The organism is Delftia sp. 60, assembly GCF_002754395.1.
In the GTDB taxonomy this organism is placed as follows: Bacteria; Pseudomonadota; Gammaproteobacteria; order Burkholderiales; family Burkholderiaceae_C; genus Comamonas; species Comamonas acidovorans.
Map to the genome: position 1 here is coordinate 2099084 of NZ_PEFD01000001.1, position 24798 is coordinate 2123881.

A 24798-nucleotide genomic window follows, 5' to 3' on the forward strand; every position below is an offset into this window, starting at 1 on the left:
CTTAAATGTAGCGTGCATGCGGGTTTGTGCAGGCTTCATGTAAAAAAAGCACCGCTGTGCGGTGCTCTTTGTGGGGCCATTGTGTTGCTTTGCAGCAAATCAGCCCGGAACCTTCTTCAGCATCTCCAGGCCGACCTTGCCTTCGGCGATCTCGCGCAGGGCGGTGACACCGGGCTTGTTCTTGGTTTCGATCCTGGGCGTGTGGCCCTGGCTCAGCATGCGGGCGCGGTAGGTAGCGGCCAACACGAGCTGGAAGCGGTTAGGGATCTGCTCCAGGCAGTCTTCAACAGTGATGCGTGCCATCAGGATCTCCGGGAAACGTCAGTTGGGTACAGAAATATTGAGAGACTCGAAGGTCTCTGCGCGGCGGCTGCGCTGAGCCGCATACTTGAGGCGCTGGGCGTGGATGATCGTCTTGAGATCAAACAGTGCGCTCTCGAACAATTCGTTGATTATAACGAAGTCGAATTTCGCCACCTGGGCCATCTCCTCGGCCGCGTTCGTCAGGCGCAGTTCGATCACCTCGGGCGCATCCTCGCCCCGGTTTTCCAGGCGTGCGCGAAGCTCGTCCCAGCTGGGCGGCAGGATGAAGATCAGAACGGCGTTCGGAAACGCCTCCTTGACCTGCAGCGCGCCCTGGTAGTCGATCTCCAGCAGCACGTCGGTGCCGACCTGGATGCGCTCTTCCAGCGCCTTCTTGGCCGTGCCGTAGCGGCGGCTGTGCACATTCGCCCATTCGACGAAGGCGTTGTTCGACACCATGGTGTCGAATTCCTGGTCGGAGACGAAGTAGTACTCGCGGCCGTGCTTTTCCTGGCCACGCGGCGCGCGGGTGGTGTGGGAGACGGAGGGCGAGACGCGCGCATCGAACTCGCGCAGGGCTCGCACCAGGCTGGACTTGCCGGCCCCGCTGGGGGCCGAGACGACAAAGAGGTTTCCGGGGTAATCCATGGATTTGTGCGCAGTTTGGTTACGCATGGGCATCTGTGATGGGCTTATTCGATGTTCTGCACCTGCTCGCGCATCTGCTCGATCAGCACCTTCATGTCCACGCTGATGCGGGTCAGCTCCAGCGTGGCGGACTTGGAGCCCAGCGTGTTGGCTTCGCGGTGCAGTTCCTGGATCAGGAAATCCAGGCGCTTGCCGATCTCGCCGCCCTTCTTGAGCAGGCTCTGGATCTCGTCCAGGTGCGAGTCCAGGCGGGTGACTTCTTCCGCCACGTCGATGCGGATGGCAAAGGCCGTGGCCTCGGTCAGGGCGCGGTCCTGTGCGGCTTCGGGCGCCACGGCGCCTTCGGCCAGGGCCATCGCTTCCTTCCAGCGCTCCATGAAGCGCAGGCGCTGCTGCTCCACGAGCTGGGGCACCAGGGGCGTGGCGTCTGCCGCGAGCTTGCGCAGCTGGGCGATGCGGTCCAGCAGCATGGTGGCCAGGCGCTTGCCTTCGCGGGCGCGGGCTTCCAGCAGTTCGGTCAGGGCCTGCTCTGCCAGCGTGGGCAGCATGCTGCTCCAGTCGATGGCCGAGTTGGCGCCGCCGCTGGCAAGGCGCAGTGCGTCGGAGACGGACAGGCTGCGAGCGTCGGGCAGCCATGACTGGACGGTGTCCTGGAGCATGGCCAGGCGCTGCAGCATGGCGGTGGAGGGATCGGGCAGGGAGTTGCCGTCGTCGTTGTCGATGGCGGCGCGCACTTCGACCTTGCCGCGCTTGAGGCGGGCTGTCAGAAGGGCCCGCAGGGCCGGCTCATGGGCGCGCAACTCGTCGGGCAGGCGGAACGAAAGATCCAGGAAGCGGCTGTTGACCGAGCGGATCTCCAGACCGAGCCGGCTGTTGCGGCCCGACGCTCCACCATCTTCTGCGGACGCGCCGTGCTGGGCACTGGCGTATCCGGTCATGCTGTAAACTGGCATTGGACTTTTGATGGATGCTTGCAATTGCCCGATTATCCGGGTTTCGCCTCATCCCTGAGACTCACCGGAGAAAAATGTCTTCCAAGATCAAGCCGGCGCCATTGCCGCCAGGCAGCACGATCGGCGGCTATCGGGTGGTGCGCAGGCTTGCTTCCGGCGGTTTCGGCGTCGTTTACCTGGCCTTGGATGCAGAGGGCAAGCAGGTTGCGATCAAGGAATACCTGCCCGCATCGCTGGCCACCCGTGCCCCCGGAGAGTTGCAGCCCGCCGTGGCTCCCGAAAAGCTTTCACTGTACCGCCTGGGCCTCAAGAGCTTCTTCGAGGAAGGGCGTTCCCTTGCACAGATCTCGCACGCTTCCGTGGTCAGCGTGCTCAATTTCTTTCGCGAGAACGAAACCGTCTACATGGTGATGAACTACCTGGAGGGTGCCACCCTGCAGGACTTCGTTGTCACCGCGCGCGAGCTCAAGGCCGAGAAGGTGTTCCGCGAATCGACCATCCGCTCGCTGTTCGACGAGGTGCTGCGCGGCCTGCGCATCGTGCACCAGCACAAGATGCTGCACCTGGACATCAAGCCGGCCAACATCTTCATCACCAATGACGACCGCGCCGTGATGATCGACTTCGGCGCGGCGCGCGAGGTGCTGTCCAAGGAAGGCAACTTCATCCGCCCCATGTACACGCCGGGCTTTGCTGCGCCCGAGATGTACCGCCGCGATGCGTCGCTCGGCCCCTGGACCGACATCTACGCGATTGGCGCCTGCATCTATGCCTGCATGCAGGGCTTTCCGCCCAACGAGGCGCCGCAGCGCCAGGACAAGGACCGGCTCACGCTGGCGCTGACCAAGCTGCGCGGCGTGTACTCGGACAACCTCATCGAAGTCGTCGAGTGGTGCATGGCCATGGACCCGGGTTCGCGCCCGCAGTCGGTGTTTGCGCTGCAAAAGGAATTGAGCCGCGAGGGTGAGCGCCGCTACACCAAGCTCAGTGTCTCCGAACGCATGCGCCTGCAACTGGACACGCTGGTGACCGACGCCAAGAAGAACATGCAGAAGATCAGCGGCGCGGCAGGCCTGCCGGCCGTCGGCCAGGAGCGCAAGCCATGAGGTTTTCGGTATTTCAGCTGAGCCGCCGCGGCGGCCGGGCGCTCAATGAAGACCGCATGGGCTACTGCTACACGCGGGAGGCCGTGCTCTTCGTGCTGGCCGACGGCATGGGCGGCCATCCCGAAGGCGAGGTCGCCGCTCAACTGGCGCTGCAGGTGATGTCCGTGCATTTCCAGCGCCAGGCCAAGCCGCTGCTGGACGATCCGCAGGGCTTTCTGGTCGATGCGCTGCTGCACGCGCACCGGCAGATCCTGCGCTACGCCAGCGCCAAGGGCATGATCGATACGCCGCGCACCACGCTGGTGGCAGCCGTCATCCAGAAGGGCAAGATCACCTGGATCCACTGCGGCGACTCGCGCCTGTACCTGGTGCGCGGTGGCGAGCTGCTGGTGCGCACGCGCGACCACTCCTATCTGGAGATGGGCGAGATCGCCGCGCAGCTCAAGACATCCAGCCGCAATGTGCTGTTCACCTGCCTGGGCTCGCCGTCCAAGCCCATCTACGACGTGACCGAGCCGCGCCGGCTGGAGCAGGGCGACAAGCTGCTGCTGTGCTCCGACGGCCTGTGGGGCAGCGTGGACGAAGGGCACCTGATGCGCACCCTGCACGGCCGCACCGTGTCCCAGGCCATCCCCCAGCTGGTGGAAACGGCGCTGCGCAACGCGGGCGATGCCAGCGACAACGTCACGGCCATCGCCATGGAGTGGGAGACGCCCGACGCCTTCGAGTCCACCATGGGCATCTCCACCCAGGACATCGAGAACGACGCGTTTGAATCCACGATCCAGGGGGGGCCAATCGAAGACCTGGAAGATGAGCTGGATGACGCCGCCATCGAGCGCTCCATCGCCGAGATCAACGAGGCGATACGCCGCTCGGCCGAGCGCCAGTTCAAGCGCTGAACGCCGCTGCCGGCCCGCAGCAGCGGTGCCGGTGGCGCGCATGGACTACCGAACCTATTGACGACAAAGGGCGCACGGGCGCCCGACTGGATTTCTACGATGAAGATTGTGTTGGCCTCCAACAACCGCGGCAAGCTCGCCGAGCTGCAAGCCATGTTCGCCCCGCTGGGCGTTGAACTGATTCGCCAGGGCGACCTGTTCGAGGGCGAGGCGCCCGAGCCGCATTGCACCTTCGTGGAGAACGCGCTGTCCAAGGCCCGCTTCGCGGCCGAGCGCACGGGCCTGCCCGCCATTGCCGACGACGCCGGCATGTGCGTCTCGCACTTCGGCGGCCTGCCGGGCGTGGACACGGCCTACTACTGCACGCAGTTCGGCTACGAGAAAAGCGACGACAACAACGTGCGCGCCCTGCTGGAGCAGATGCAGGGCGTGGCCGACCGCCGCGCCGCCATGGTCAGCACCCTGGTGGGCGTGCGCAGCGCCAGGGACCCCGAGCCGCTGATCGCCATGGGCCGTGTGCAGGGCGAAATCACCACCGAGCGCCGTGGCACGCAGGGCTTCGGCTTCGACCCCGTGATGTACATCCCCGAGCTGGGCCAGACCTTTGCCGAGATGGACCCGGACGTGAAGCACGCGCACAGCCACCGCGGCCGCGCCACGCTGCAGATGATCGAACTCGTGCGCGAGCGCTGGGTGCGATGATTCCCATCCAGCCCCAGGATTCGGCCTCCGGCGCCCAGGCCGCCGTGCAGCGCGACATCCAGCACTACATGCGCCCCGGCACGCTGCAGCTTGGCAGCCTGCCGCCGCTGTCGCTGTATGTGCACCTGCCCTGGTGCATTCGCAAGTGCCCGTACTGCGACTTCAACTCGCACGAGCACGGCCGCGACGGCCCCGAGCTGCCCGAAGACCGCTACATCGATGCCCTGGTCGCCGACCTGGAGAGCGCGCTGCCGCTGATCTGGGGCCGCACCGTGCACAGCATCTTCATCGGCGGCGGCACGCCCAGCCTGTTCGCGCCCGAGTCCATCGACCGGCTGCTGGCCGCCATCCGCGCGCGCCTGCGCATGGAGGCCGACTGCGAGATCACCATGGAGGCCAACCCCGGCACCTTCGAGACCGACCGCTTCCGCGCCTTCCGCGCGGCCGGTGTCACGCGGCTGTCCATTGGCGTGCAGAGCTTTGACGACCGCCTGCTGCAGGCCGTGGGCCGCGTGCACGACGGCGCCCAGGCGCGTGCGGCCGTGCGCGAGGCGGCCGACAGCTTCGAGACCTTCAACATCGACCTGATGTACGCGCTGCCCGGCCAGACCGAACTGGACCTGGCGCGGGACCTGGACGTGGCCATGTCCTTCGCCCCGCCGCACCTGTCGGTCTATCACCTGACCATTGAGCCCAATACGTATTTCGCCAAGTTTCCGCCGGCCATCCCCGAGGACGACCTGGCCTACGACATGCTGGACCGCATCACCGCGCGCACCGCTGCCGCAGGCATGCAGCGCTACGAGATCTCGGCCTATGCGCGTGAGGGCCACCAGTGCTGGCACAACCGCAACTACTGGCAGTTCGGCGACTACCTGGGCATAGGCGCGGGCGCGCACAGCAAGCTCAGCTTTGCGCACCGCATCGTGCGCCAGGTGCGCTTTCGCGATCCCGCGCGCTACATGGACCAGGCCCTGGCCGGCGCGCCGCTGGCGCAGGACGGCGAGGTGCGCCGTGCCGACCTGCCCTTCGAGTACATGCTCAACGCGCTGCGCCTGCGCGAAGGCTTTGCGCTGCAGGACTTCATGGAGCGCACGGGCCTGCCGCTGTCCTCCATCGCCAAGGGGCTGGACGCCGCTCAGGCCAAGGGCCTGATCACGCGCGACCTGGGGCGGGTGGTGCCCACGGAGCGGGGCTTTGACTTCCTCAGCGATCTGCAGGAGTTGTTCCTGGCGGAGTGAGCGGGCCAACGACCATTGAAAAAGGACGCCTCGGCGTCCTTTTTTCATCCAGCGCCACAGCGCAATCGGTCGGCGATCAGCCGCAGCGCACGGCCACGATGCGGCCTGTGCCGTCGACCACCAGGTTCAGGCGTTCCTGGTTGAACTCCATGGTGGTCGGCTGGCCTTCGCGCAGCACGCGGGCCATGTAGGCACCCGACTGCTTGCGGGCGGCCTCCAGCGTGGCCGAGGTATTGCTCTTGCCCACGAAGGACTGCGCCGATGCCGCATTGCAGACCTGCACGGGGCGCGGGGCCGGTTGCGCCGCGCCGCCGCTGCTGCCACCAAAAGGATTGCTCATGCCGGCGCAGCCTGCCACCAGGGTGGTGGCGCCCAGCAGGGCCAGGGCGGCAAGGCGGCGTTGGAGGGCGGGGGCGGTCATCGGCATGGTCTGTCTCCTCGATTCATGGGGTGTTGCTGCGCAGTATCAGGGCGGGCGCGGGCGCGCTGCCTCGGACAATGCCGCATACCTTAGCCGGGCTGAGCCGGGCCAAGGCGAAGCCGAAGGCATGCGGAAGTAACAGGTGGCAGCAAAGGCTTCAGCGCCGCGCGCTGCGGCCTTCCGCGGGGGCGTGGTGGAAGACCGTGGCCTCCATGCCCATGGCGCGTATCTTGGCCGCCGCCTGATCGGCGCTGCGCTGCTTGGCAAAGGGGCCCGAGCGCACGCGCACGATCTCGCCCTTGTTGCTGTGCAGGGTCTGGCTGAGCGTGGGCAGCTTGGCTTTCTCCAGCCGCTCCACCACGCGCCCGGCATTGCCAGCTTCAGAGAACACGCCGATGTTGATGTAGTAGTTGCCCGGCTCCAGAGCCGCCGAGGCGGCCTTGGCAGGTGCCGGGGCCTTTGCGACGGGTTCGGCAGGCTTGGCGGGCTTGGCTGGTTTGGTTTCAGCCGCCGCCTTGGAGGGCTTTGCGGGCGCTGGCGTGGCTGCGTGCACGGACGCTGGCGCAGGCGCAGGTGCAGGTGCAGGTGCAGGTGCAGGTGCTTTGGCTGGCACCAACGCGGCCTTGACGGGAATGGCTGCAGCTGCAGTGGCCGCGACGGCTCCCGCAGCGCCGGCCGCTGCCACGACGGGCATGGGTTCGACCGTGCCGGAGACGGTGCTGCCGGCGGCGGGCAAGGACGCTTGCGGATCAGGGCGCGCCTCGGTCTGGGCAACCGGCTCTTGCGGCTGGGGCGTGGGGCGGGAGTGGGGGCGGGTGTGGGCGCCGGTTCCGTCCTTGGCGTTTCAACGGCGGGTACGGCTGCGGCGGGCGTTGGCGCCACGGCTGGTGCAGCTGGCGAAACTGGTGCAGCGGCCGGTATGGATTCGGACGGAGTCACCTCGGACGGGATCACCTCGGTCTGTGCCGCCATGAAATGTGGCATGCCCGACATCGCCCAGATGCCTGCACCGGCAGCGGCGGCAAGCACCGCACCGGCCGCCACGGCCAGCCGCTTGCGCAGGGGCGTGGCCGCGCGGCGGGCCAGGCGTTCGTGCGCTGCGGCCATGTTGGGGGCCTCGCCAATGGCTTGCAGCGTGTGGCGGCGCACATGGTGCCAGTACAGGGCATTGGCGCCCAGGCCGGGAATGGCAATGGCCAGCAGGATCAGCGTGGCATCGATGCCGTGGGCAATGGCCGGGGGCAGGCCCAGCGCGGGGCGCAGCAGCAGGCCCCAGACCAGGCCCGTGCCGCCGGCGGCCAGCGCATAGAGGCCGCCCTCTTGCCACAGCCCGCGCAGCCCGCACCAGGGCAGGGTGAACAGGCCTGCGGCCAGGTTCCAGGTAGGCAAGGGCTTGCCCAGCGCGTCGAAGCGCTCGAACAGGCGCAGGTAGTAGTCGCGTGAGGGCTCGCCAATCAGGCTGGCGTACAGGCCCGGCATCAGGCCGGTGCCCTGACCGCCCGTGAAGCTGGTGGCGCCGGCATGTGCACCGGCGCCTGCCCGCTCGTTGGGGGCAGCGGCGTCATCGCCGTGCTGCAGTGCATAGGCTGCGGCGGCGAAGGCGCTGGCTATCGAGGGCGGCAGTTTGCTGGGGCTCTTGGGAGAGTCGGCCGTGTCGGGCCTGCTGGCACTGCCGGGCTCGGCAAAGGCGGGCTCCTGCCGGGCAGGGGCCGCCTGCCTTCCGAAGTCGATGGTGGCGGGAGGTGCTGAGATGGCGTCTTCCGATGGGGCGGGCATGTCAGCAATTGTGTCATGCACTCATGGCTGTCGGAATCACGACATTCGGGCGGATCGATCGGGTGAATCAATCGGTCAGACCAATCGCGCAGATCAATCGGGCCGCTCCATCGGCCCCGATCGATCTGCCTTTGCCATCAGGCCTGGCGCGCGGGCAGCACGGTGGCGCGGCACTCGCCGAAGCCGATGCGCGCGGCGCCCGGCTTCTCGCACCAGCCGCGCAGGATCACGGCATCGCCATCCTGCAGGAAGGTGCGGCTCTCGCCATTGGCCAGCGCCACGGGCTTCTTGCCGCCTTCGGTCAGCTCCAGCAGCGCCCCGGCCTCGCTGGAGGTGGGGCCGGACAGCGTGCCCGTGCCCAGCAGGTCGCCGGGCTGCAGGTCGCAGCCGTTGACGCTGTGGTGGGCCACCAGCTGGGCCATGGTCCAGTAGGCGTGGCGGTAGCTGGTGTGGGTGATCTGCTGCGCAGCCTGGCCTTCGGCGCGCATGCGGCCGGTCTCCAGCGCCACGCTCAACTGCACGTCGAACGCGCCGCGCTCGGAATTGGCGGCCGAGCTCAGGTAGGGCAGGGGCTGGGGATCTGCGGCGGGCCGCGTGAAGGCCGTGCGGTAGGGCTCCAGCGCCTCCAGCGTCACGACCCAGGGCGAGACCGTGGTGGCGAAGTTCTTCGACAGGAAGGGGCCCAGCGGCTGGTATTCCCAGGCCTGGATGTCGCGCGCCGACCAGTCGTTGAGCAGGCACAGGCCGAAGATGTGGTTCTCTGCCTCGTCCATGGAAATCGCCTCGCCCCAGGCGTTGCCGGCGCCGGTGTAGATGCCCATCTCCAGCTCATAGTCCAGGCGTGCGCAGGGCTTGAGCGCGGGCGCGGCGGCGTCGGGTGCCTTCAGCTGGCCCATGGGGCGGCGGAAGTCCACGCCCGACACGCGCAGGCTGGACGCACGGCCGTGGTAGCCAATCGGCACCCACTTGTAGTTTTCCATCAGCGGGTTGTCCGGGCGGAACAGCTTGCCGACGTTGGTGGCGTGGTGCACCGAGGTATAGAAGTCCGTGTAGTCGCCAACCTGGGCCGGCACTGTGTACTCCACGTCGGACTGGGCCACCAGGCAATCCTGCAGGGCCACCTGCGCGGCAGCGCCCTCGCGCAGCGCGCGCGACAGCGCCAGGCGCAGGGCCGACCAGGCGGCCGGTCCCATGGCCATGAAGCCGTTCAGGTGCTGTTGCGAAGCGGCTTCCAGCTGCGGCTGCACGGCATCGCCCAGGGCCTTGAGGGCGCTGGCGCGCGCCAGGTCCAGCACCTGGTCGCCAATGGCCACGCCGCCGCGCCAGGCCTCCTGGCTGCCTGCGCGGCGGAACACCGCAAACGGCAGGTTCTGGATGGGGAAGTCGCTGGCGCCGGTGTTGGCCGAGGCCACCCAGCTGCGCAAGCCTGCGTCATGGGTTTCGTTCAAGGACATCTGTCTCTCCTGGTTGGGTTTGTCTGTCGTTGGTATGAAAAAGGGATTTGGCGGGGCAGGGCGAGGCGTGGCGGGGTCAGGCGGCGGCAAAGCCGCCGTCGATGTTCCAGTGTGCGCCGCGCACCTGGGCGGCCTGCTCGCTGGCCAGGAAACCGGCCAGCGCCGCCACCTGCTCCACGGTCACGAAGGCCTGGGAGGGCTGCTTGGCGCCCAGCAGCTGGCGCGCCGCCGCTTCGGCATCCAGCCCTTCGCGCGCTGCCAGCGCATCGATCTGTCGTTGCACCAGTGGCGTCAGCACCCAGCCGGGGCAGATGGCGTTGCAGGTCACGGGCGTGGTGGCGAACTCCAGCGCCACCGACTTGGTCAGGCCGATCAGCCCGTGCTTGCTGGCCACATAGGCCGGCTTGCGCGCCACGCCCACCAGCCCGCTGACCGAGGCGATATTGATGATGCGGCCCCAGCCGCGCTCCAGCATCTGCGGCGCACAGGCCTGGATGGCGTGGAAGGGCGCCGACAGGTTGACGGCCAGCAGCTCGTCCCACTTGCCGGCAGGGAATTCGAGCAGCGGGCTCACATGCTGCATGCCTGCGTTGTTGACCAGGATGTCGATGGGCCCCAGCTCGGCCGCAATGCGCCGGGCCAGCGGTGCGATGGCGCTGCCGTCGCGCAGGTCCAGCCCGTAGTGGCGCACCGGCACGCCATGCGTTTGGGCGATCTCGCGCACCAGTGCATCGGTCTCGGCCGATGCGGCGGCCTGGCCATGCAGCGCGATGGCTGCGCCCTCGCTGGCCAGATGGCGCGCCACGGCCAGGCCGATGCCGCTGGTCGAGCCGGTGATCCAGGCCACGCGGCCCGCATGCGGGCGTGAAGCGGGGAATGAGGAAGTCGGGTTCATTTCAGGAGATCCATTTCCATATGCACGTACTCGCTGAGAAAGCGGACCCGCGCCCAGTAGATCAGCAGCCCGTCGGTATTGCAGGCCCAGCGCAGCGCCTGCATCAGCGGCGTGCCCAGGGCCACTCCCAGGTGCTCGGCGGCCAGCTCGTCGGCCGGCGCCACGCTCAGGTGCTGGCGCGCCACGGCAATGCGCGAGGGGTCGCTGCTCAGGGCCACGGCCAGGGAGCTGCGCTCCAGCTGGGCCTCGATCTCGGGGAACAGTTCCTGCTCCAGGTACAGCTGCGACAGGCAGAACCGCGCCGCGTCATGGTCGTACACGCGCAGCAGGTGCACGTAGGCGGGGGCCATGCGGCCCACGTCGGGGAAGCCTTCGGGAATCGGCGGCAGGCAGTCGCGCCCGGTGTGCAGGGTGATCTGGCCGATGTGGGCGCCAAAGGCCACCAGCTCCTTCCAGCTGGTGGGCAGCAGGAAGGACGGCGGCTTGTAGGGCGCCGCAATCACCCGCGTGCCGCCGCGCTTGCGCGTGAGCAGCAGGCCCTCTGCCACCAGGGCGCCCAGCGCCATGCGCACCGTGGTGCGCGACACGCCATGCAGCGCCTCCAGCTCCTGCACCGTGGGAATGGCGCTGCCTACGGGCCAGGCGCCCGTGGACACCTTGCTGCGGAACAGCCGCGCCAGCTGCAGGTGCAGCTTGTCCCGGCCTTGTTGAGGGGCCGACGCGGTGGAGTTGGAGGGCATGGAGGCAATAAAGTATCTATTCAGTGCTTTTATTTTCACACAAAGCGCCAGCCCTGACAGCCTGTGCTGACGCCCATCGTTGACAAATGTCTTCAATTGAGCAGGCCGAATGACTTTTAAACTGCGGCCCTTTTTCGGTTTTTCGTTTTCGTTTTTTGAATGTTGGCCAGAGCGGCCGTTGGGTATTTCATGCAGCAGCAACATGCTTGGGAGTTTTTTCGCGCCGGTGGAGTGGACCAGGTGGTCATCCGCACCGGGCAGGACATTGCGCACATCGGCGAGCTGGACCAGAAGCTGTGGGTGGCCCTGGCCTGCCCCACGCGCGGCATCGAGTTCGACAGCGACACGCTGGACCTGATCGACGAGGACAAGGACGGCCGCATTCGCCCGCCCGAGCTGATCGCCGCCTGCCAATGGGCCGTGGCGCGCGTGCGTGACCCCCAGGTGCTGGCCGATGGCGGCGACGTGCTGCAACTGTCCAGCCTGGAGCGCGACAGCGAGCAGGGCGCCCTGCTGCATGCCGAGGCCGAGCGCATGCTGGCCCTGTCCGGCCAGGCCGGCGGCGCCGCGCTGAGCCTGGCCCAGGTGCGCGAGCGCCTGGCCTCCCTGGCGGCGATGCGCTTCAATGGCGACGGCATCGTCAGCCCCGCCACCGCCGGGGACGACAAGGCGCTGGCCGCGCTGGTCGAGCGCATCGGCAAGGCCTATGGCACGGCGGCGGGCGCCGATGGCGTGGCCGGCATCGCACGCAAGCAGGCCGAGTCCTTCTATGCCGACCTGCGTTCCCTGCGCGACTGGCATGCAGGCGCCGAGGCCCTGGGCTGCGGCATTGCCGAGCGCGACCAGGCCCTGGCCGCGGCCCGCGCCGTGGACGCGGTGCAGGCCAAGGTGGACGACTTCTTCGCACGCACGCGGCTGGCCGCCTTCGACACGCGCGCGCAGGACCCGCTCAACCCCTCCATCGAAGGCTATGCCGCCCTGGGCCGCGAAGTGCTGGACAGCGGCGCCCAGGCCATTGCTGCCCTGCCCCTGGCCGCCGTGGCGGCCGACCGCGCGCTGCCGCTGGCCCAGGGCGTGAACCCCGCCTGGGCCGGCGCGCTGCAGGCGCTGCGCGAGCAGGCCGTGCAGCCCGTGCTGGGCGAAGACCTGCAGGAGATCACCGCCGCGCAGTGGGAGCAGGTCAAGGCCGCCCTGCAGCCCTGCCGCCAATGGCTGGCGGCCCGGCCCGCCACGCCGCTTGATGCCCTGTCGCAACAGGAGGTGCAGGCGCTGCTGGACGGCGGGCAGGAAGCCGCGCTGCTGGACCTCATCGCCCAGGACGAGTCCGAGAAGGAACACAGCCTGCAGGCCGTGGCGCTGGAAAAGCTCATCCGCCTGCAGCGCGACCTGCTGGTGCTGCTCAACAACTTCGTCTCGTTCAGCCTCTTTTACCGGCGCGAGGGCGCGGCCTTCCAGGCCGGCACGCTCTACCTGGATGCGCGCAGCTGCGACCTGACCGTGGAAGTGAGCGACACGGCCGCCCACGCCACGCTGGCCGGCCGTGCCAAGACCTGCCTGGCCTACTGCGAGCTGCGGCGCGAGGGCAAGAAGAAAGCCATCGTCGCGGCCTTCACGGCGGGCGATGTGGATTTTCTCTTCGTGGGCCGCAACGGCGTGTTCTATGACCGTGCGGGCAACGACTGGGACGCCACCATCGTCAAGCTCATCGAGAACCCCACCAGCATCGGCCAGGCCTTCTTCCTGCCCTACAAGAAATTCCTGCGCATGGTGGAAGAGCAGGTTGCCAAGCGCGCCTCGGCCAAGGAAGAGGGCGTGACCGCCAGCCTGGGCACGCAGGCCGGCCAGCTGGTCACGGCGCCCGGCACCGCTGCGGCCAACGCCACAGCCGCCACGGCTGCGGCCGCATCGCGCAAGACCGATGTGGGCACCGTGGCCGCCCTGGGCGTGGCCCTGGGCTCCATCAGCGCCGTGCTGGTTGGCATCTTCGGCAAGTTCATCGACCTGGGGCCCTGGATTCCCGTGGCCCTGGTCGGCCTCATCGCGGCCATCTCCGGGCCCAGCATGATGATTGCCTGGCTCAAGCTGCGCCAGCGCAGCCTGGGGCCCATCCTGGACGCCAGCGGCTGGGCCATCAACGGCCGCATGCGCATCAACCTGCCGCTGGGCCGCAGCCTGTCGCAGACCGCCAAGGTGCCGGTGGGTGCACGGCGCACGGCGGGCGACCCCTATGCGGAAGGCAACGGCCTGCGCAACACCCTGGTGGCGCTGGCCGTGGTGGCCTTGCTGGCGCTGATGGCCTGGCGCCTGCACTGGGTCGATGGCCTGCTGCCCGCCGGCTGGCAGTACGGCGCGGCACCGGCCGCTGTGCCGGCTGCGCCAGAGTCCGCGCCTGCAGCGGCACCGGCACCGGCACCTGCAGCGGCGGCTCAGTAAGTCGATGCCAAGGGGCGGGCAAGCCACTTGCCCCGCCCCGGTCGGGAAACCTCAAGGCGCGACAATAGCGCCATGACCACCCCCACCCACGTACAACGCAGTGCCGTGCCCCTGAGCACGCACGACACCACCCGCATCGACGACCTGCGCATCAAAGCCGTGCGCCCCCTGATCACCCCGGCCCTGCTGCAGGAATGGCTGCCCGCGCCCGAAGCCGCGCAGCAACTGGTGGAAACCAGCCGCGCCGCCATCTCGGACGTGCTGCAGGGCCGGGACGACCGGCTCATCGTCGTCGTCGGACCTTGCTCCATCCACGACCACGACCAGGCCATGGACTATGCGCGCCAGCTCAAGGCCCAGGCCGACGCCCTGGCCGGCGAGCTGCTCGTGGTCATGCGCGTCTACTTCGAGAAGCCCCGCACCACCGTGGGCTGGAAGGGCTACATCAACGACCCGCACCTGGACGGCAGCTTCGCCATCAACGAAGGCCTGGAAATGGCCCGCGCCCTGCTGCTGGACGTGCTGGCCCTGGGCCTGCCCGTGGGCACGGAATTCCTGGACCTGCTGTCGCCGCAATTCATCAGCGACCTGGTCAGTTGGGGCGCCATCGGCGCGCGCACCACGGAAAGCCAGAGCCACCGCCAGCTGGCCAGCGGCCTGTCCTGCCCCGTGGGCTTCAAGAACGGCACTGACGGCGGCGTCAAGGTGGCCAGCGACGCCATCCAGGCCGCCAGCGCGCCCCACGCCTTCATGGGCATGACCAAGATGGGCCAGTCCGCCATCTTCGAGACCCGCGGCAATGGCGACTGCCACGTCATCCTGCGCGGCGGCAAGCAGCCCAACTATGGCGCCGAGCATGTGCAGGCCGCCTGCGCCCTGCTGGAAGGCGCAGGCCTGCGCCCGCAGGTCATGATCGATGTCTCCCACGCCAACAGCAGCAAGCAGCACCGTCGCCAGATCGACGTGGCGGCCGACGTGGCCCAGCAGATCGCCGGTGGCGATGCCCGCATCACGGGGCTGATGATCGAAAGCCACCTGCAGGAAGGGCGGCAGGACATCGTGGACGGCCAGCCGCTGGCGCATGGCGTGTCCGTGACCGATGCCTGCATCAGCCTGGAGCAGACCGTGCCTGTGCTGGAGCAGCTGGCTGTGGCGGTGAAGGCGCGGCGGGCGAAGCTGCGGGGGTGAGTTGACTGGCCGGGTCTGTTTTGGACCCGCGTCAGGCAATGGGGCAGTCCTGTCCTTCGGCAGGACTGCAATGCAATCGCCACAGCGCAGTGGCATGCATTTGAGCCGCTGATGTAAAAGCAGGGTTGGCAGACTGCGAATTCAATTCAGGCGCTGGTGCAGCACAGGCTGTGCATCAAGACTTTCAGATCAGTCCGATTGCATCATGCATTTTTGCAATGAATGATTGATTTATTCATATCGTATTAAAAGATTCTTCTATTGCTGCATCCAGATGTATTTCGAGGATTGCACCAATATATTTGGCCGCCATTGTTATGGTGGTCCATATTCCGGGATGAGAGGGGCGAAGGACAAGGGAAATGAATGGCTCTATCAAAGAAGAGCAGGATCTTCATTTCAAAGAATTCGAGTCATATATCATGGGTTTTGATTCTGCGGAGGAGGGGTAGGTATGAGGCCTGGCGATGCAAAGCGGGTATTTGATCTTGCAGTTGGGCGATCTGCCCCACCGCTTGCCTCCATGGTCACCATTTTTGCCATTAGTTTCTATAGCTCGACTCTCGTTGCCCAATTCAGCATAGCCCTTTCCTTTGCATCACTTTTCTTTGTGTTGCCCGCGAGTATTGGTTCCATCTTTTTTCCGGAAATGGTTGCCAGCAAAGAGAAGGAGCAATCGGACTCGCTCATCAGTTTGCTGTTTTGGCTGTTATTTCTGTACACCGGGTTTTGTTTTATTCTGGTGTATTGGCTTCCTATTATCTCGAAAACCCTGATATCCGGTTTGCCAGAGGAACTGTTGGATGGAGCCATATTCCAGGCAAGATTGATAATTCTGTGTATTCCATTCTTCGGAATCATCAATGTATGCGGCTGCGTTCTTGAGTCAAGATCACATACTGCCATCGTTGCAAAATTCAGAATGTGGCAGGTTTTTTTCCATGCAGCCTGCGTCATTGTTGTGCTGGCGCTGCTTGGGAAGAATGAGTGGATGAGTGATGATTCGGTCGCTCTGGCCTATCTGTTCAGTGACATCATTTTTTCCGTTGCCGCATATGCTTTGATGCAGAAATACTGTCAATTCAGTTTTTCATTCAATTTTCGTGGATTGCCTGGCAGAAGAATATTTTCCGTCTTGATCCCTGGCTATGCCAATGCGTTCTTTGGGAAATATCTGCTTTATATATTGTCAATGTCTGTTGCAGGGCTGGGTGCAATGTATTCTGCAATTCAATCTCAAGCTTCTGCCATATTGCTGCTGGCAGAACTGCCTGCCATGGGAGTCTGTGCTCTTCTGGCAATGGAGATATCCAAAAATCGTGGGAAATGGGCAGTGCAATTTCAGTTCATCAAAGATTCATCGTCATTGATGATTTTTTGTGCCATTGTTCCAGTTGTTGCATTGTCTGTATTCATGCTGTTCTATGAAACATCAGAAGCGAATGGTTCTCAAATTGTCGGTGAGGGATTCCTTTCCTTGGTGTGCAAAGGAACTACGGATGTGGTGTTCTTCTATGCGGCAGCAATTTCTGGTGGGCTAGGTCTTTATTGGTCGTCAAGAATCATTTTTTGGATTGTTTACGCATTGGTGTTTTTTGCCCCGATGTCGTTGGGATTTCATGGCTCCAGTTATTCCATGATCAACTATATTTTCTCGTTTTCTTCTCTCGTGTCCTGTGTGATGTTGGTATTGCTTATTCACAATAGGCGAGAGTTTCTATCTGAAGAGAAGATTGGCTTGAAGGAAAGCTTGTAGCCGTGGTGGCCTTGGCGAGGTCGTCTGCCCTTCGACAACCTCGCAGCCCCGCAACCGCCACGACGCAGGCGCTGACATACGAGGTGGGGAGGCGGCGGAAGCGCCCTTAGACCCGCGCCGGCCTCGGCTCCAGATTGCGCGCCGTCCCCAGCCAGGTCGCGCAATGCGTTTCATGACCATCCTCGGCCACCGCGTACAGGTCGGCTGCGCAGATGCTGAGCACGCGGCCGGCATCCACCACGCGGCCGCGCGCCCGCAGGTGGGTGCCGCGTGCGGGGGCGAAGAGCTTCACGCTGCCGTCCACCGTGGCATTGGCCCAGCCTGGCGGTAGCACAGAGCCTGCGGCCGACACCGCCGCAAAGTCGCCCAGCGCAAAAATCGCCGTGGCCTGCAACTGGCCCGGCTGAAAGCACAGGGCATCGGCAATGGGCATCTCCAGCTCGGTGGCGCCGGGCTCGGCCCGCACAAAGCGCAGGCCCAGGGTGCGCGCCATGGGCATGGCCAGCACAGCGTTCTGCAGCGCCTGGGTGGATGGGGTGGGGTGGGTGGTCGGCTCAGTCATGGCTTGTCTCCTTCGTGGTGGGTGAAGCGGCGCGGCGCACGCGCGGCCAGGGCGCGGCGGGTTTGTCGGGGATGCTGGCTGGGGCCGGTGCCGTCTGCGCCAAGTCCCGCTCGGCCTGGCGGGCGCGCAGCCACTGCACATGGTCCAGGGCCTGGGCGCGCTGGGCCTGCAGCGCAGCGATCTGTTCGTCTATCTCCTGCACGCGCTGCTGCACGGCATCGGCCAGGTCACCGGGACCTATGCGCCCCGCACGCCAGGCGCGCAGGTTCTCCGCAATGCGCGGCAGCCCGAACCCCAGCGCGCGGGACATGGCGATGAACACCACCTCGCGCCGGGCCGAGCGCGGATAGTCGCGGTAGCCATTGGGCAGGCGCCGGGGCTTGAGCAGGCCCGCGCGCTCGTAGTGCCGCAGCGCGTGGATGGAGACGCCCGTGAGCTGGGCGAGTTCGGAGATCAGCATGTGCCAAGGCTAGCAAGGCTCGTGCTGGGCTAGGGTTGGGGAGGGGACAGGTTTTTTCCCGCCTCTTCGCGAATCCATTCCAGGAACGCGCGCACTTCGGGGCGGTCGGCCGCCCCGGGCCGCGTCACCGCGTAGTAGGCAAACCTTGCGGGCCATGGCTTGTCCAGCACCTGGATGAGCCGGCCCGCCGCGATTTCTTCCTGGGCATAGGCCTGCGGCACCAGCGCCAGGCCCTGGCCAGCCTCTGCCGCACGGATCAGCAGGAAGTCATCGTCAAAGGCACTGCCGCGCTCGGCACGCAGGTCGTCCGCCACGCCATGCGCTTTCAGCCAGAGCGGCCAGTCTGCGCGGTCGCCGTCATGCAGCAGAGGGTAGCCCAGGCAATCGCCTGCCTCATGGATCACGGCCCCGTGCACCTTCAGGAATCCCGGCGAGGCGACGGGCGTCAGAACCGGCGCCATGAGGGGGAGAACCTCCAGCCCCGGATAGTCTCCCAGCCCATGGCGCAAGGCCACGTCCACCCGGTCGCGCCGCAGGTCCACCAGTTCCGACGTGGCCTCCACGCGGATTTCGATGTCCGGGTGCAATTGCTTGAAACGCCCCAGCCGGGGCACCAGCCACGATGCCGCGAACGTGGCGACCGTGCTGACGGTCAGGCTCCGTCTTGCCTTGGTGCTTTCCAGGTCGTGCATGGCCTGGTCGATTTGAAGAAACGCTTCGCGCAGCCTGGGGAACACGCTGGCGCCTGCCTCGGTCAGCCGCATGCCAAGGCGCTCACGCTCCAGCAACACCACTCCCAGGCGGTCTTCCAGCACGCGGATCTGCTGGCTGACGGCGCCGGGCGTGACGTGCAGGGCCTGTGCCGCGGCCTTGACGCTTTTGCGCTGCCCCACTTCCACGAAAGTGCGCAGCGCCTGCAATGGGTAGGTCATCTTGTTTTTAGATTTACTAAATTCATGGAGCAGAAATCATCGCTTCAAATTAGACGTATATCTGTTGAGAATAAGTCTTTCCAGCGATTCTATGAATTAAGTTTATCTAAAATTCAAATGCTCCATCTCTATTCAGACAGCTCCCCCAATGGCTTCAAGGCGACCATTGCGCTTGAAGAGCTTTCGCTGCCTTACCAACTGCACCATGTGCGCATCGATGAAGGCGAGCACCGGCAGCCGGCCTTTCTGGCGTTGAATCCCCATGGCCGCATTCCCGTGCTCACGGACAGCGAGACGGGTGTGGTGTTGTTTGAGTCAGCGGCCATTCTTCTGTACCTGGCCGACAGGAGCGGGCAGCTGCTGCCAGAGGGCCTGCAGGCCCGCTGGGAGGCGATCAAATGGCTGCAATTCCATGCGTCCAGTGTCGGGCCGCTGCTGGGCCAGCGCGTGCACTTCGAGCTGTTCGCGGACAGCCTTGTCCCTGCGGCCATCGAACGCTACCGGCGCCTGACGGAGGAGGCGTTCACGGTGCTGGACCACGCGCTGGAGGGCCGTTCCTACTTGGCTGGCGACTGCTACTCCATTGCAGACATTGCCCATTTCGGCTGGATGCACATCGCGCGAATCATCCACTTCGACTTCAGCCGGCACCGCCATCTGAGCGCATGGCATGAGCGGGTCGCGGCGCGGCCTGCGGTGCGCAAGGGCATCACGCTGCCGGCACCGGCAACCGGCGCATGAACACGAGTCAGGTCCAGACAATGAACGCAACTCCTCTCTCCCCGCGCACGGGTGGGGCTTCCTATGCCTCGTTCTACGCACACCCTGGCTACCGGCGCATGTTTGCACCAGACCGGCTGACCGTGGGCATCTTCCTGCCGCTGCGCAGCTACAAGGGCGACATGTCGGTGCTGCGCGGGCAGGCCGATCTGGTCAACCGCATCGACCAGCATGGCTTTGCCGCCGTGTGGGTGCGCGATGTCCCCTTGTTCGATCCCTCGTTCGGGGACGCTGGGCAGGTGTTCGACCCCTTCACCTACCTGTCCTTCCTGGCTGCCCGTACCCGCAAGATCGCCTTGGCCACCGGCAGCGCCATCGTCTCCCTGCGCCATCCGATCGACCTGGCCAAGGCCGCCACAAGCATTGACCAGCTCTCCGGCGGCCGGCTGGTGATGGGCTTGGCCTCTGGCGACAGGCCGATGGAGTTTCCCGCCTACGGACTGGAACACGCGGCCCGGGCACAGCGCTTTTCCCAGGCTGTGGCCTATATGCGCCAGCTCATGCAGCCCGGGCACCTGGACATCGATTCCCCGCTGGGACGCCTGGAAGGAGCCGAGTTTCTCCCCCAGCCCGTTGCGGGGAGCATTCCGCTGATGGTGACGGGATCGTCAGGCCAGTCGCTGGCGTGGATTGCCGAGCATGCAGATGGCTGGCTGACCTACCCCGGTGCCACCCATACCCCCCGGGGGCCCCAGCACCTGGCGGAAAAAATCCGCGCCTGGCGTGACCTGATCCCTGGAGGCGCGTTCCGCCCGCACATGACGAACGAGTGGATCGACCTGGTCGATGACCCCGGCCATCCCCCAACCCCGTTGCATGGGGGCTATGTCCTGCGCACCGGGCGCAAGGGACTGGTGGCATTGCTCGAACACTGGCAGGCGGCGGGAGTGAACCACGCGGCGCTGGGCATCCAGTGGTCACAGCGCCCGCCCGCCGAGGTGCTGGAGGAACTGGCCCAGGAGGTGCTGCCTCACTTTCCCTCTCACGAAGGGCTGCCGGCAGTGGCGGCTGACTGGTGAACGCAGGCCCTGGCCAGGAATGGCCGGGCCGCGGCGAGCTTGCATCCCTGAGACCGGGGGCATTCAAGCCGGCTGCGCTGCAGGCCTCATCACGCGCGCCGTGAACCGGGCCATGAACTCGCGCGTGACAATGCGCCCGCCCAGGGCCGTCAGGTAGTTGGCGCAACCGTGCACCACCGAGGCGCGGTTGTCGTCGAAGGCTTTCAGCCCCAGGCGAACCACGTCTTCGCTGGACGCTTTTTTCCCGAAGGATGCGGCCTCGCCGGCACGGGCGAAGAACGCCGTGTCGGTAGCGCCCGGGCACAACGCCAGCACGCGCACGCCGCGCGGCCGGTACTCGGCCCAGAGCGCTTCGCTGAACGAAAGGACAAAGGCCTTGGTCGCGGCGTAGACCGCCATGTACGGGACCGGCTGAAACGCTGCCGTGGAGGCGATGTTGATGACGCCGCCCTGGCGCTGCTCCAGTGAGGGGAGCAACAGGTGCGTCAGCTCCACCAGGGCACCCACATTCAGGTCGATGGCCTCCCGCTGCATGGCCAGCGCCAGTTCATCAAACCTGCCATGGGAGCCGAAGCCCGCGTTGTTCACCAGCAGATCCGGCAGCAGGCCCCTGGCGCTGACGGCCTCGAAGACCCGCCGGGCCGCCCCGGGTGTCGCCAGGTCCTCGACCAGGAATTCGGCGCCGGGCAATTCGTGGGCGAGCTTTTCGAGCCTGTCGCGGCTGCGCGCGATCAGCACGACTTTGGCGCCACGGCGGGCAAGCTCCCTGGCGAATACTTCGCCGATGCCCATGGAGGCGCCGGTCACCAGGACGGTTTTCTGGGAGAAATCAAAAGGGGTTTTCATGCACTCGAGTATTGCGACGGGGTGCCCGGCTGGGAATGGGCAGCGCTGGTAAGCTGATTTGCATTCATGAAAAACCAATCGCCCACCACCTGGGATGACCTGCGCGTGCTCCTGGCGCTTCACCGCCACCAAAGCCTGCTTGCCGCAGGCGCTGCCCTGGGCCTGTCCACCTCCACCGTCGCGCGGCGCATCGAGGCGCTGGAGCAATCCCTGGGCCGCGCCCTGGTACACCGCAGCAGCGCAGGGACGACGGTCGAGCCCGATGCAATGGAACTGGTGGAGCTGGCCGAGCAGTTCGAGCTGGGACTGGGCGGCATCAAGCGCGACGACCGGCCCGATGAGAAGGCCCATGCGCTGACCGGCACCATCCGCGTCAGCATGGGCGAGGGCTTCGTGAAGCCCGTGACCGCCGTGCTCTCGCAGTTGAGAAGCGCGCATCCCGGGCTGCATATCGAAGTGGCCGTGGAGTCGCGCTTCACGGATGTCGGGCGGCGCGAAGTGGACGTCGCGCTCAGGGTCGGGCGCTCCAGCTCGGCCGTGGTGGTGGAGAAATGGGCGGGGCAACTGACGTTTGGCCTGTACGCCTCGCACGGCTATGTCGAGCAGCGCCTGCCGGATCGCCACCTGCGCGTGCAGGACTTTGCCAGCCACGACTTCGTGGGGCAGGACCTGGCCACCGGCCGGCAGGACGCCTCCAACCTGTGGCTGGCTAGCCGGGGCGCCACCCGGTTCGTCTTTCGATCCGGCTCCGACCTGGCCCGCCAGGAGGCCACGGAGCAAGGTCAGGGCATCTGCCTGCTGCCCGACGCCATGGCCCATGCCGTGCCCGGCCTGGCATGGCTGGAGGTGGACGCGCCACTGCCGTCCTGCCCGGTGTACCTGGCCTATCACCGCGACCGCCGCAACGTGCCGGGCGTGCGGGCGGTCATTGACGCGCTGGGTGCGGCGCTGGCCGATGGGCTGCAGCCGCCCGCAGAAAAAGCCAAAGCGGCCAACCCTGCCGCGCAGTCATGACAGGCCCGGTCTTTCCAGACCTTTCAAGGCGGGGGCGCGGCCGACGGACCCGGTGAGCAGCCAGGAGCATCATTGGTCGTTGATCCCAACGAAACATGAATGGGCCGCGGCTGGCGCGAAACGACCCGTTGCGGACGTTCGTCATGAGTCTTCGGGTATCGGCTATGCGGCGAGAGCCGCCATTTGCCGCGCGCTCGAAGGGCGTAGCCGTTGCATTGCAGACATGTCTACCGTCCGCGGAAGCAAGTCAAGGGTTTCTCTGAAAGCGCTTGATGTCGGCTCGACTGCCCCCGCTGTAGTTACTTCTTCCACCGCTCGAGGGCGATTCTGGGTGGGGGCGGATAAGATGATTACTTCGACACACACTTAGGTACACATGCCAGCCATGTCAGATGAAGTTGTTATGCGGGACTTTGCGAAGGACTACTTTCCCTTCCAGTTCCCGGGGTTCGGGCGACCGGGTCACTGTTTTCTTCGCGTCAATTTATTTGACTCTAACGTCTCTGTGTTGTGCGCTCAACTTAAGGATTACCACAGCACTTCAGTCACGAACGGCCTCGAGGGCATCATTGACAGCTTAGTCGATACTTTGCTGAAAGAGAGGCTTACGAGTGGCAAGTCGGTAGTTGAGGTCATCGAGAAATTTCCCTTATTGAGGAGGCTTACGAGGAGCGATCAGGAGGTGAGTCGATCTCGCTATCTGAGCGCTCGAAGGAAGCTTCTGGAGCGGTGTCGATGGTTTGAGTACTACCCGCCTAGTGCGGGAATAGCTGACGAAGGCTCCCTAGCGTTGGTCTCAGTGCGGAATGCGGGCGCGCCTTCATGGAGCTACGCGATGCCGGAGGCGTTTGCGGCTGAGGTTCCTGAAGGGTTCTTTCACATCGCTGAGGACTTGAGCAAGTGGCGCATGTAAGCGAGCTCATCAAGCTTGCGGATTTCACGTCGCTGCCGGCTGGAAGTACGCATGTCATCGGTGTCAAAACAGTGCTCCACCTGCCCAAAGTGATCTTGGAGTTGCGGCACAAAATTGGGCTATTGGCCGCCAAGCGCGGCAGCGTGGAGGAGTTCTACATTCAAGAGCGAGGCCTCTATGAGCCTTTGGAGGAGGTTCTCATTGCGCTGCTGCCAAAGGGTGCAGTCGTCGATCATGAGCCAGTCTTAAAGAAGCTTGCGAACTCTAGCCAGAAGTCGGATCTGACGATTCGCCGCTTGGAGTGTTACCCGGGCGAGCGTCTTGGTGCGCATGAATTCGCGGCCATCATCGAGATTAAGTCTGTCTTCTTCAAAGAGAGGCTCTCTGAGAGTGACATTCTGCAAGACTTGGAGAAGTTGCTCGAATGCGAGACAGCCTATTCCGCGAAATGCTACTTCGTTCTTGTCGGACTGAAGGACGACCTGACGAGAGTGGGGAAAAGCCTGTCGAAGCTTCTTCTGCACAACGCGATCGGCCCGATTTCACTTGCACTTCCGTCCGGCAAGACGGCTTGGCTTCATCCGTCAGCAAGGCATGTAGTTGACTCACCGTACCTTTACGTCTGGACGGTCAGCAATGTGAACAATTTTGGGAAGCATTCTTCCGACTACACGTATACCGTCTTTCACGCGGCGAGGTAGGCAGCACAGGCACGGCCTACCATGATGAGTTGGGCTGTGGGTGACGAACCTAGCAAGCAGACCTCGCCTATGTCGACTCTCAAATCGGATACGCGCGCCGCGCGTTTATGCAGGCGCCTATTTGAGTCTGCTTTCGTCAGGTCTGCAAAGCAGCGGTTGCTGCCGCTCAGGCTCTGGACCATGAATGACTCCGATCAGCCTTTAGCAGCCGGCGTGGGACAAAGCGCTCAAAAGTCCGCTTGTGGTGGTCTGCCGCCGTCTGAGAATGCTGCCTCTCTGACGATATTGATACGCAGCCAGCAATCTCTTGCCGCGCAATCCTGCCGACATCCCGTCATAGCGGCTGCCTAGGCGTTCACCCCTGCCGCCCAGCCACCAACCCCAACACAGCTTTTTTCGCCTGCGCCCGACCGCCGCGAGCAAGCTTGCTCCACGCCAGGATCACTTCAGCAAGATCATCGTCCTCGCAGTAAAGGTAGGCAGTTGGCACTCCGAAGATTTGCGCAATCCGGTGAGGCATTTCCACGGGTGGCCGCCATCTTCGTATCCAAGCCGAAGACAACCATCCTGGCTCGGCTTCCGTTCTACGAATTCCGTAGAGACGCCCCTCGCCGACTCAACGAGCATCGCAGGATGCCTCATCATCCCGATCCTTCATCGGCTGCTTCTGCCAAGCCTCGGCTCGACGACCTCGCCATCGACGCCGTCCTGCACATGGGCGCCGCGCTGGATGTGCTGGACCTGCACGCTCGCCACAACATCACGGCCATCAACTGCGTCTGCCGGGACCTGCTGCGCATCTACTACGTGAAGGCCGATCAGGCGCAGTCGCTGGAGCCGCAGGACAAGGAATTGCTGGGCCTGCTGCACGACACGGCGGTGAATCTGGGCTATGCCATCGAGGTGGTGGACCATCTGAATGAGGATGAGGCCGACGACCCCATCCTCTATGCCGTGAGCTATCTGCTCAAGGCGGCCAAGCGGTTTGCGGATGAGGGCGTGGCGGCGGGATTGGCGTGCGGGGCTTGCGTTTGAAATAAGTGGTTGCTAAAG

At 65.2% G+C, this 24798-nt stretch carries 25 protein-coding genes; 13 read left to right on the plus strand and 12 right to left on the minus strand.

Translation table 11 applies throughout. The features are described 5' to 3' along the window. Positions 1–99: 99 nt before the first annotated feature. Genes rpoZ through CLV01_RS09510 form a run of 3 tightly spaced genes read right to left on the minus strand, consistent with a single transcriptional unit; the run spans position 100 to position 1889 of the window. Positions 100–303: a DNA-directed RNA polymerase subunit omega gene (gene rpoZ, locus CLV01_RS09500; RefSeq protein WP_012203952.1), complete on the minus strand. Its 204-nt coding sequence runs from the start codon at positions 301–303 to the stop codon at positions 100–102. Positions 304–321: 18 nt separating this feature from the next. Further along, complete coding sequence (gene gmk, locus CLV01_RS09505) at positions 322–951, minus strand: guanylate kinase (RefSeq protein ID WP_013803794.1); 630 nt, start codon at positions 949–951, stop codon at positions 322–324. A 44-nt stretch (positions 952–995) separates the two neighbouring features. After that, entirely contained in the window at positions 996–1889 is an 894-nt protein-coding gene (locus tag CLV01_RS09510; protein WP_043825178.1) for a YicC/YloC family endoribonuclease, read from the minus strand. A gap of 89 nt (positions 1890–1978) precedes the next feature. Here CLV01_RS09510 and CLV01_RS09515 point away from each other — a divergent pair, with 89 nt between their 5' ends. The 4 genes from CLV01_RS09515 (at position 1979) to hemW (ending at position 5855) form a co-directional block, all read left to right on the plus strand. Then, entirely contained in the window at positions 1979–3010 is a 1032-nt protein-coding gene (locus CLV01_RS09515) for a serine/threonine protein kinase (RefSeq protein ID WP_012203955.1), read from the plus strand. Then, entirely contained in the window at positions 3007–3912 is a 906-nt protein-coding gene (locus CLV01_RS09520) for a PP2C family protein-serine/threonine phosphatase (protein ID WP_012203956.1), read from the plus strand. Before CLV01_RS09515 ends, CLV01_RS09520 begins: the two co-directional genes overlap by 4 nt. A 99-nt stretch (positions 3913–4011) precedes the next feature. After that, on the plus strand, positions 4012–4614 hold the full coding sequence (gene rdgB, locus CLV01_RS09525) for an RdgB/HAM1 family non-canonical purine NTP pyrophosphatase (RefSeq protein ID WP_099734456.1): 603 nt from the start codon (positions 4012–4014) through the stop codon (positions 4612–4614). Next, positions 4611–5855, plus strand: coding sequence for a radical SAM family heme chaperone HemW (gene hemW, locus CLV01_RS09530; RefSeq protein ID WP_012203958.1), 1245 nt, complete (start codon positions 4611–4613; stop codon positions 5853–5855). The genes rdgB and hemW overlap by 4 nt, the downstream gene beginning before the upstream one ends. 76 nt (positions 5856–5931) lie before the next feature. On the opposite strand, the gene CLV01_RS09535 is transcribed toward hemW, so the two are convergent. Continuing rightward, positions 5932–6282, minus strand: a complete 351-nt coding sequence (locus CLV01_RS09535; RefSeq protein ID WP_012203959.1) for an I78 family peptidase inhibitor — start codon at positions 6280–6282, stop codon at positions 5932–5934. 151 nt (positions 6283–6433) lie between these two features. Next, positions 6434–7012 (minus strand): SPOR domain-containing protein, encoded by a 579-nt coding sequence (locus CLV01_RS29475; RefSeq protein ID WP_257221244.1) that lies wholly within the window; start codon positions 7010–7012, stop codon positions 6434–6436. 413 nt (positions 7013–7425) lie between these two features. Here CLV01_RS29475 and CLV01_RS29480 point away from each other — a divergent pair, with 413 nt between their 5' ends. Then, positions 7426–7719: a hypothetical protein gene (locus CLV01_RS29480; protein WP_257221245.1), complete on the plus strand. Its 294-nt coding sequence runs from the start codon at positions 7426–7428 to the stop codon at positions 7717–7719. A 470-nt stretch (positions 7720–8189) separates the two neighbouring features. Here CLV01_RS29480 and fahA read toward each other — a convergent pair whose 3' ends face one another. The 3 genes from fahA to CLV01_RS09555 form a co-directional block, all read right to left on the minus strand. Beyond that, positions 8190–9506: a fumarylacetoacetase gene (gene fahA / locus CLV01_RS09545; protein WP_099734454.1), complete on the minus strand. Its 1317-nt coding sequence runs from the start codon at positions 9504–9506 to the stop codon at positions 8190–8192. Between the two features lie 76 nt (positions 9507–9582). Then, complete coding sequence (locus CLV01_RS09550; protein WP_099734453.1) at positions 9583–10401, minus strand: 3-hydroxybutyrate dehydrogenase; 819 nt, start codon at positions 10399–10401, stop codon at positions 9583–9585. Continuing rightward, on the minus strand, positions 10398–11141 hold the full coding sequence (locus CLV01_RS09555; RefSeq protein ID WP_099734452.1) for a GntR family transcriptional regulator: 744 nt from the start codon (positions 11139–11141) through the stop codon (positions 10398–10400). The genes CLV01_RS09550 and CLV01_RS09555 overlap by 4 nt, the downstream gene beginning before the upstream one ends. A 189-nt stretch (positions 11142–11330) precedes the next feature. On the opposite strand from CLV01_RS09555, the gene CLV01_RS09560 reads away from it, so the two are divergent. The 3 genes from CLV01_RS09560 to CLV01_RS09570 all read left to right on the plus strand — a co-directional run bounded on the left by CLV01_RS09560 (position 11331) and on the right by CLV01_RS09570 (position 16518). Continuing rightward, the gene (locus tag CLV01_RS09560; protein ID WP_099734451.1) at positions 11331–13574 is read left to right on the plus strand and encodes a hypothetical protein; all 2244 of its coding nucleotides are present in this window, start codon (positions 11331–11333) and stop codon (positions 13572–13574) included. A 72-nt stretch (positions 13575–13646) separates the two neighbouring features. Then, positions 13647–14762 (plus strand): 3-deoxy-7-phosphoheptulonate synthase, encoded by a 1116-nt coding sequence (locus tag CLV01_RS09565; RefSeq protein ID WP_099734450.1) that lies wholly within the window; start codon positions 13647–13649, stop codon positions 14760–14762. Between the two features lie 454 nt (positions 14763–15216). After that, positions 15217–16518: a multidrug transporter MatE gene (locus CLV01_RS09570; protein ID WP_099734449.1), complete on the plus strand. Its 1302-nt coding sequence runs from the start codon at positions 15217–15219 to the stop codon at positions 16516–16518. A 106-nt stretch (positions 16519–16624) separates the two neighbouring features. On the opposite strand, the gene CLV01_RS09575 is transcribed toward CLV01_RS09570, so the two are convergent. From CLV01_RS09575 to CLV01_RS09585, 3 genes are read right to left on the minus strand one after another with little or no spacing between them, the layout of a single operon-like run. Next, positions 16625–17080 (minus strand): PaaI family thioesterase, encoded by a 456-nt coding sequence (locus CLV01_RS09575; protein ID WP_099734448.1) that lies wholly within the window; start codon positions 17078–17080, stop codon positions 16625–16627. Continuing rightward, positions 17073–17540, minus strand: a complete 468-nt coding sequence (locus tag CLV01_RS09580; protein ID WP_099734447.1) for a MerR family DNA-binding transcriptional regulator — start codon at positions 17538–17540, stop codon at positions 17073–17075. Before CLV01_RS09580 ends, CLV01_RS09575 begins: the two co-directional genes overlap by 8 nt. A 29-nt stretch (positions 17541–17569) precedes the next feature. After that, a complete protein-coding gene (locus CLV01_RS09585; protein ID WP_099734446.1) occupies positions 17570–18472 on the minus strand; it encodes a LysR substrate-binding domain-containing protein in 903 nt (300 codons plus the stop codon). A 117-nt stretch (positions 18473–18589) separates the two neighbouring features. Between CLV01_RS09585 and CLV01_RS09590 the strand changes: the two genes are divergently transcribed. Together CLV01_RS09590 and CLV01_RS09595 are read left to right on the plus strand one after the other, a co-directional pair. Then, a complete protein-coding gene (locus tag CLV01_RS09590; protein WP_099734445.1) occupies positions 18590–19213 on the plus strand; it encodes a glutathione S-transferase family protein in 624 nt (207 codons plus the stop codon). 20 nt (positions 19214–19233) lie between these two features. After that, positions 19234–20271, plus strand: coding sequence for an LLM class oxidoreductase (locus CLV01_RS09595; protein WP_099734444.1), 1038 nt, complete (start codon positions 19234–19236; stop codon positions 20269–20271). A 63-nt stretch (positions 20272–20334) separates the two neighbouring features. Here the strand turns inward: CLV01_RS09595 and CLV01_RS09600 are convergent, their stop codons facing one another. After that, a complete protein-coding gene (locus CLV01_RS09600) occupies positions 20335–21117 on the minus strand; it encodes an SDR family NAD(P)-dependent oxidoreductase (protein ID WP_099734443.1) in 783 nt (260 codons plus the stop codon). A 66-nt stretch (positions 21118–21183) separates the two neighbouring features. Between CLV01_RS09600 and CLV01_RS09605 the strand changes: the two genes are divergently transcribed. From CLV01_RS09605 to CLV01_RS09625, 3 genes are all read left to right on the plus strand, one after another. Then, the gene (locus tag CLV01_RS09605) at positions 21184–22131 is read left to right on the plus strand and encodes a LysR family transcriptional regulator (protein ID WP_099734442.1); all 948 of its coding nucleotides are present in this window, start codon (positions 21184–21186) and stop codon (positions 22129–22131) included. Positions 22132–23031: 900 nt separating this feature from the next. Further along, positions 23032–23745 (plus strand): hypothetical protein, encoded by a 714-nt coding sequence (locus CLV01_RS09615; RefSeq protein WP_099734440.1) that lies wholly within the window; start codon positions 23032–23034, stop codon positions 23743–23745. A 633-nt stretch (positions 23746–24378) separates the two neighbouring features. Next, complete coding sequence (locus CLV01_RS09625; protein ID WP_099734439.1) at positions 24379–24780, plus strand: hypothetical protein; 402 nt, start codon at positions 24379–24381, stop codon at positions 24778–24780. Positions 24781–24798 lie beyond the last annotated feature (18 nt).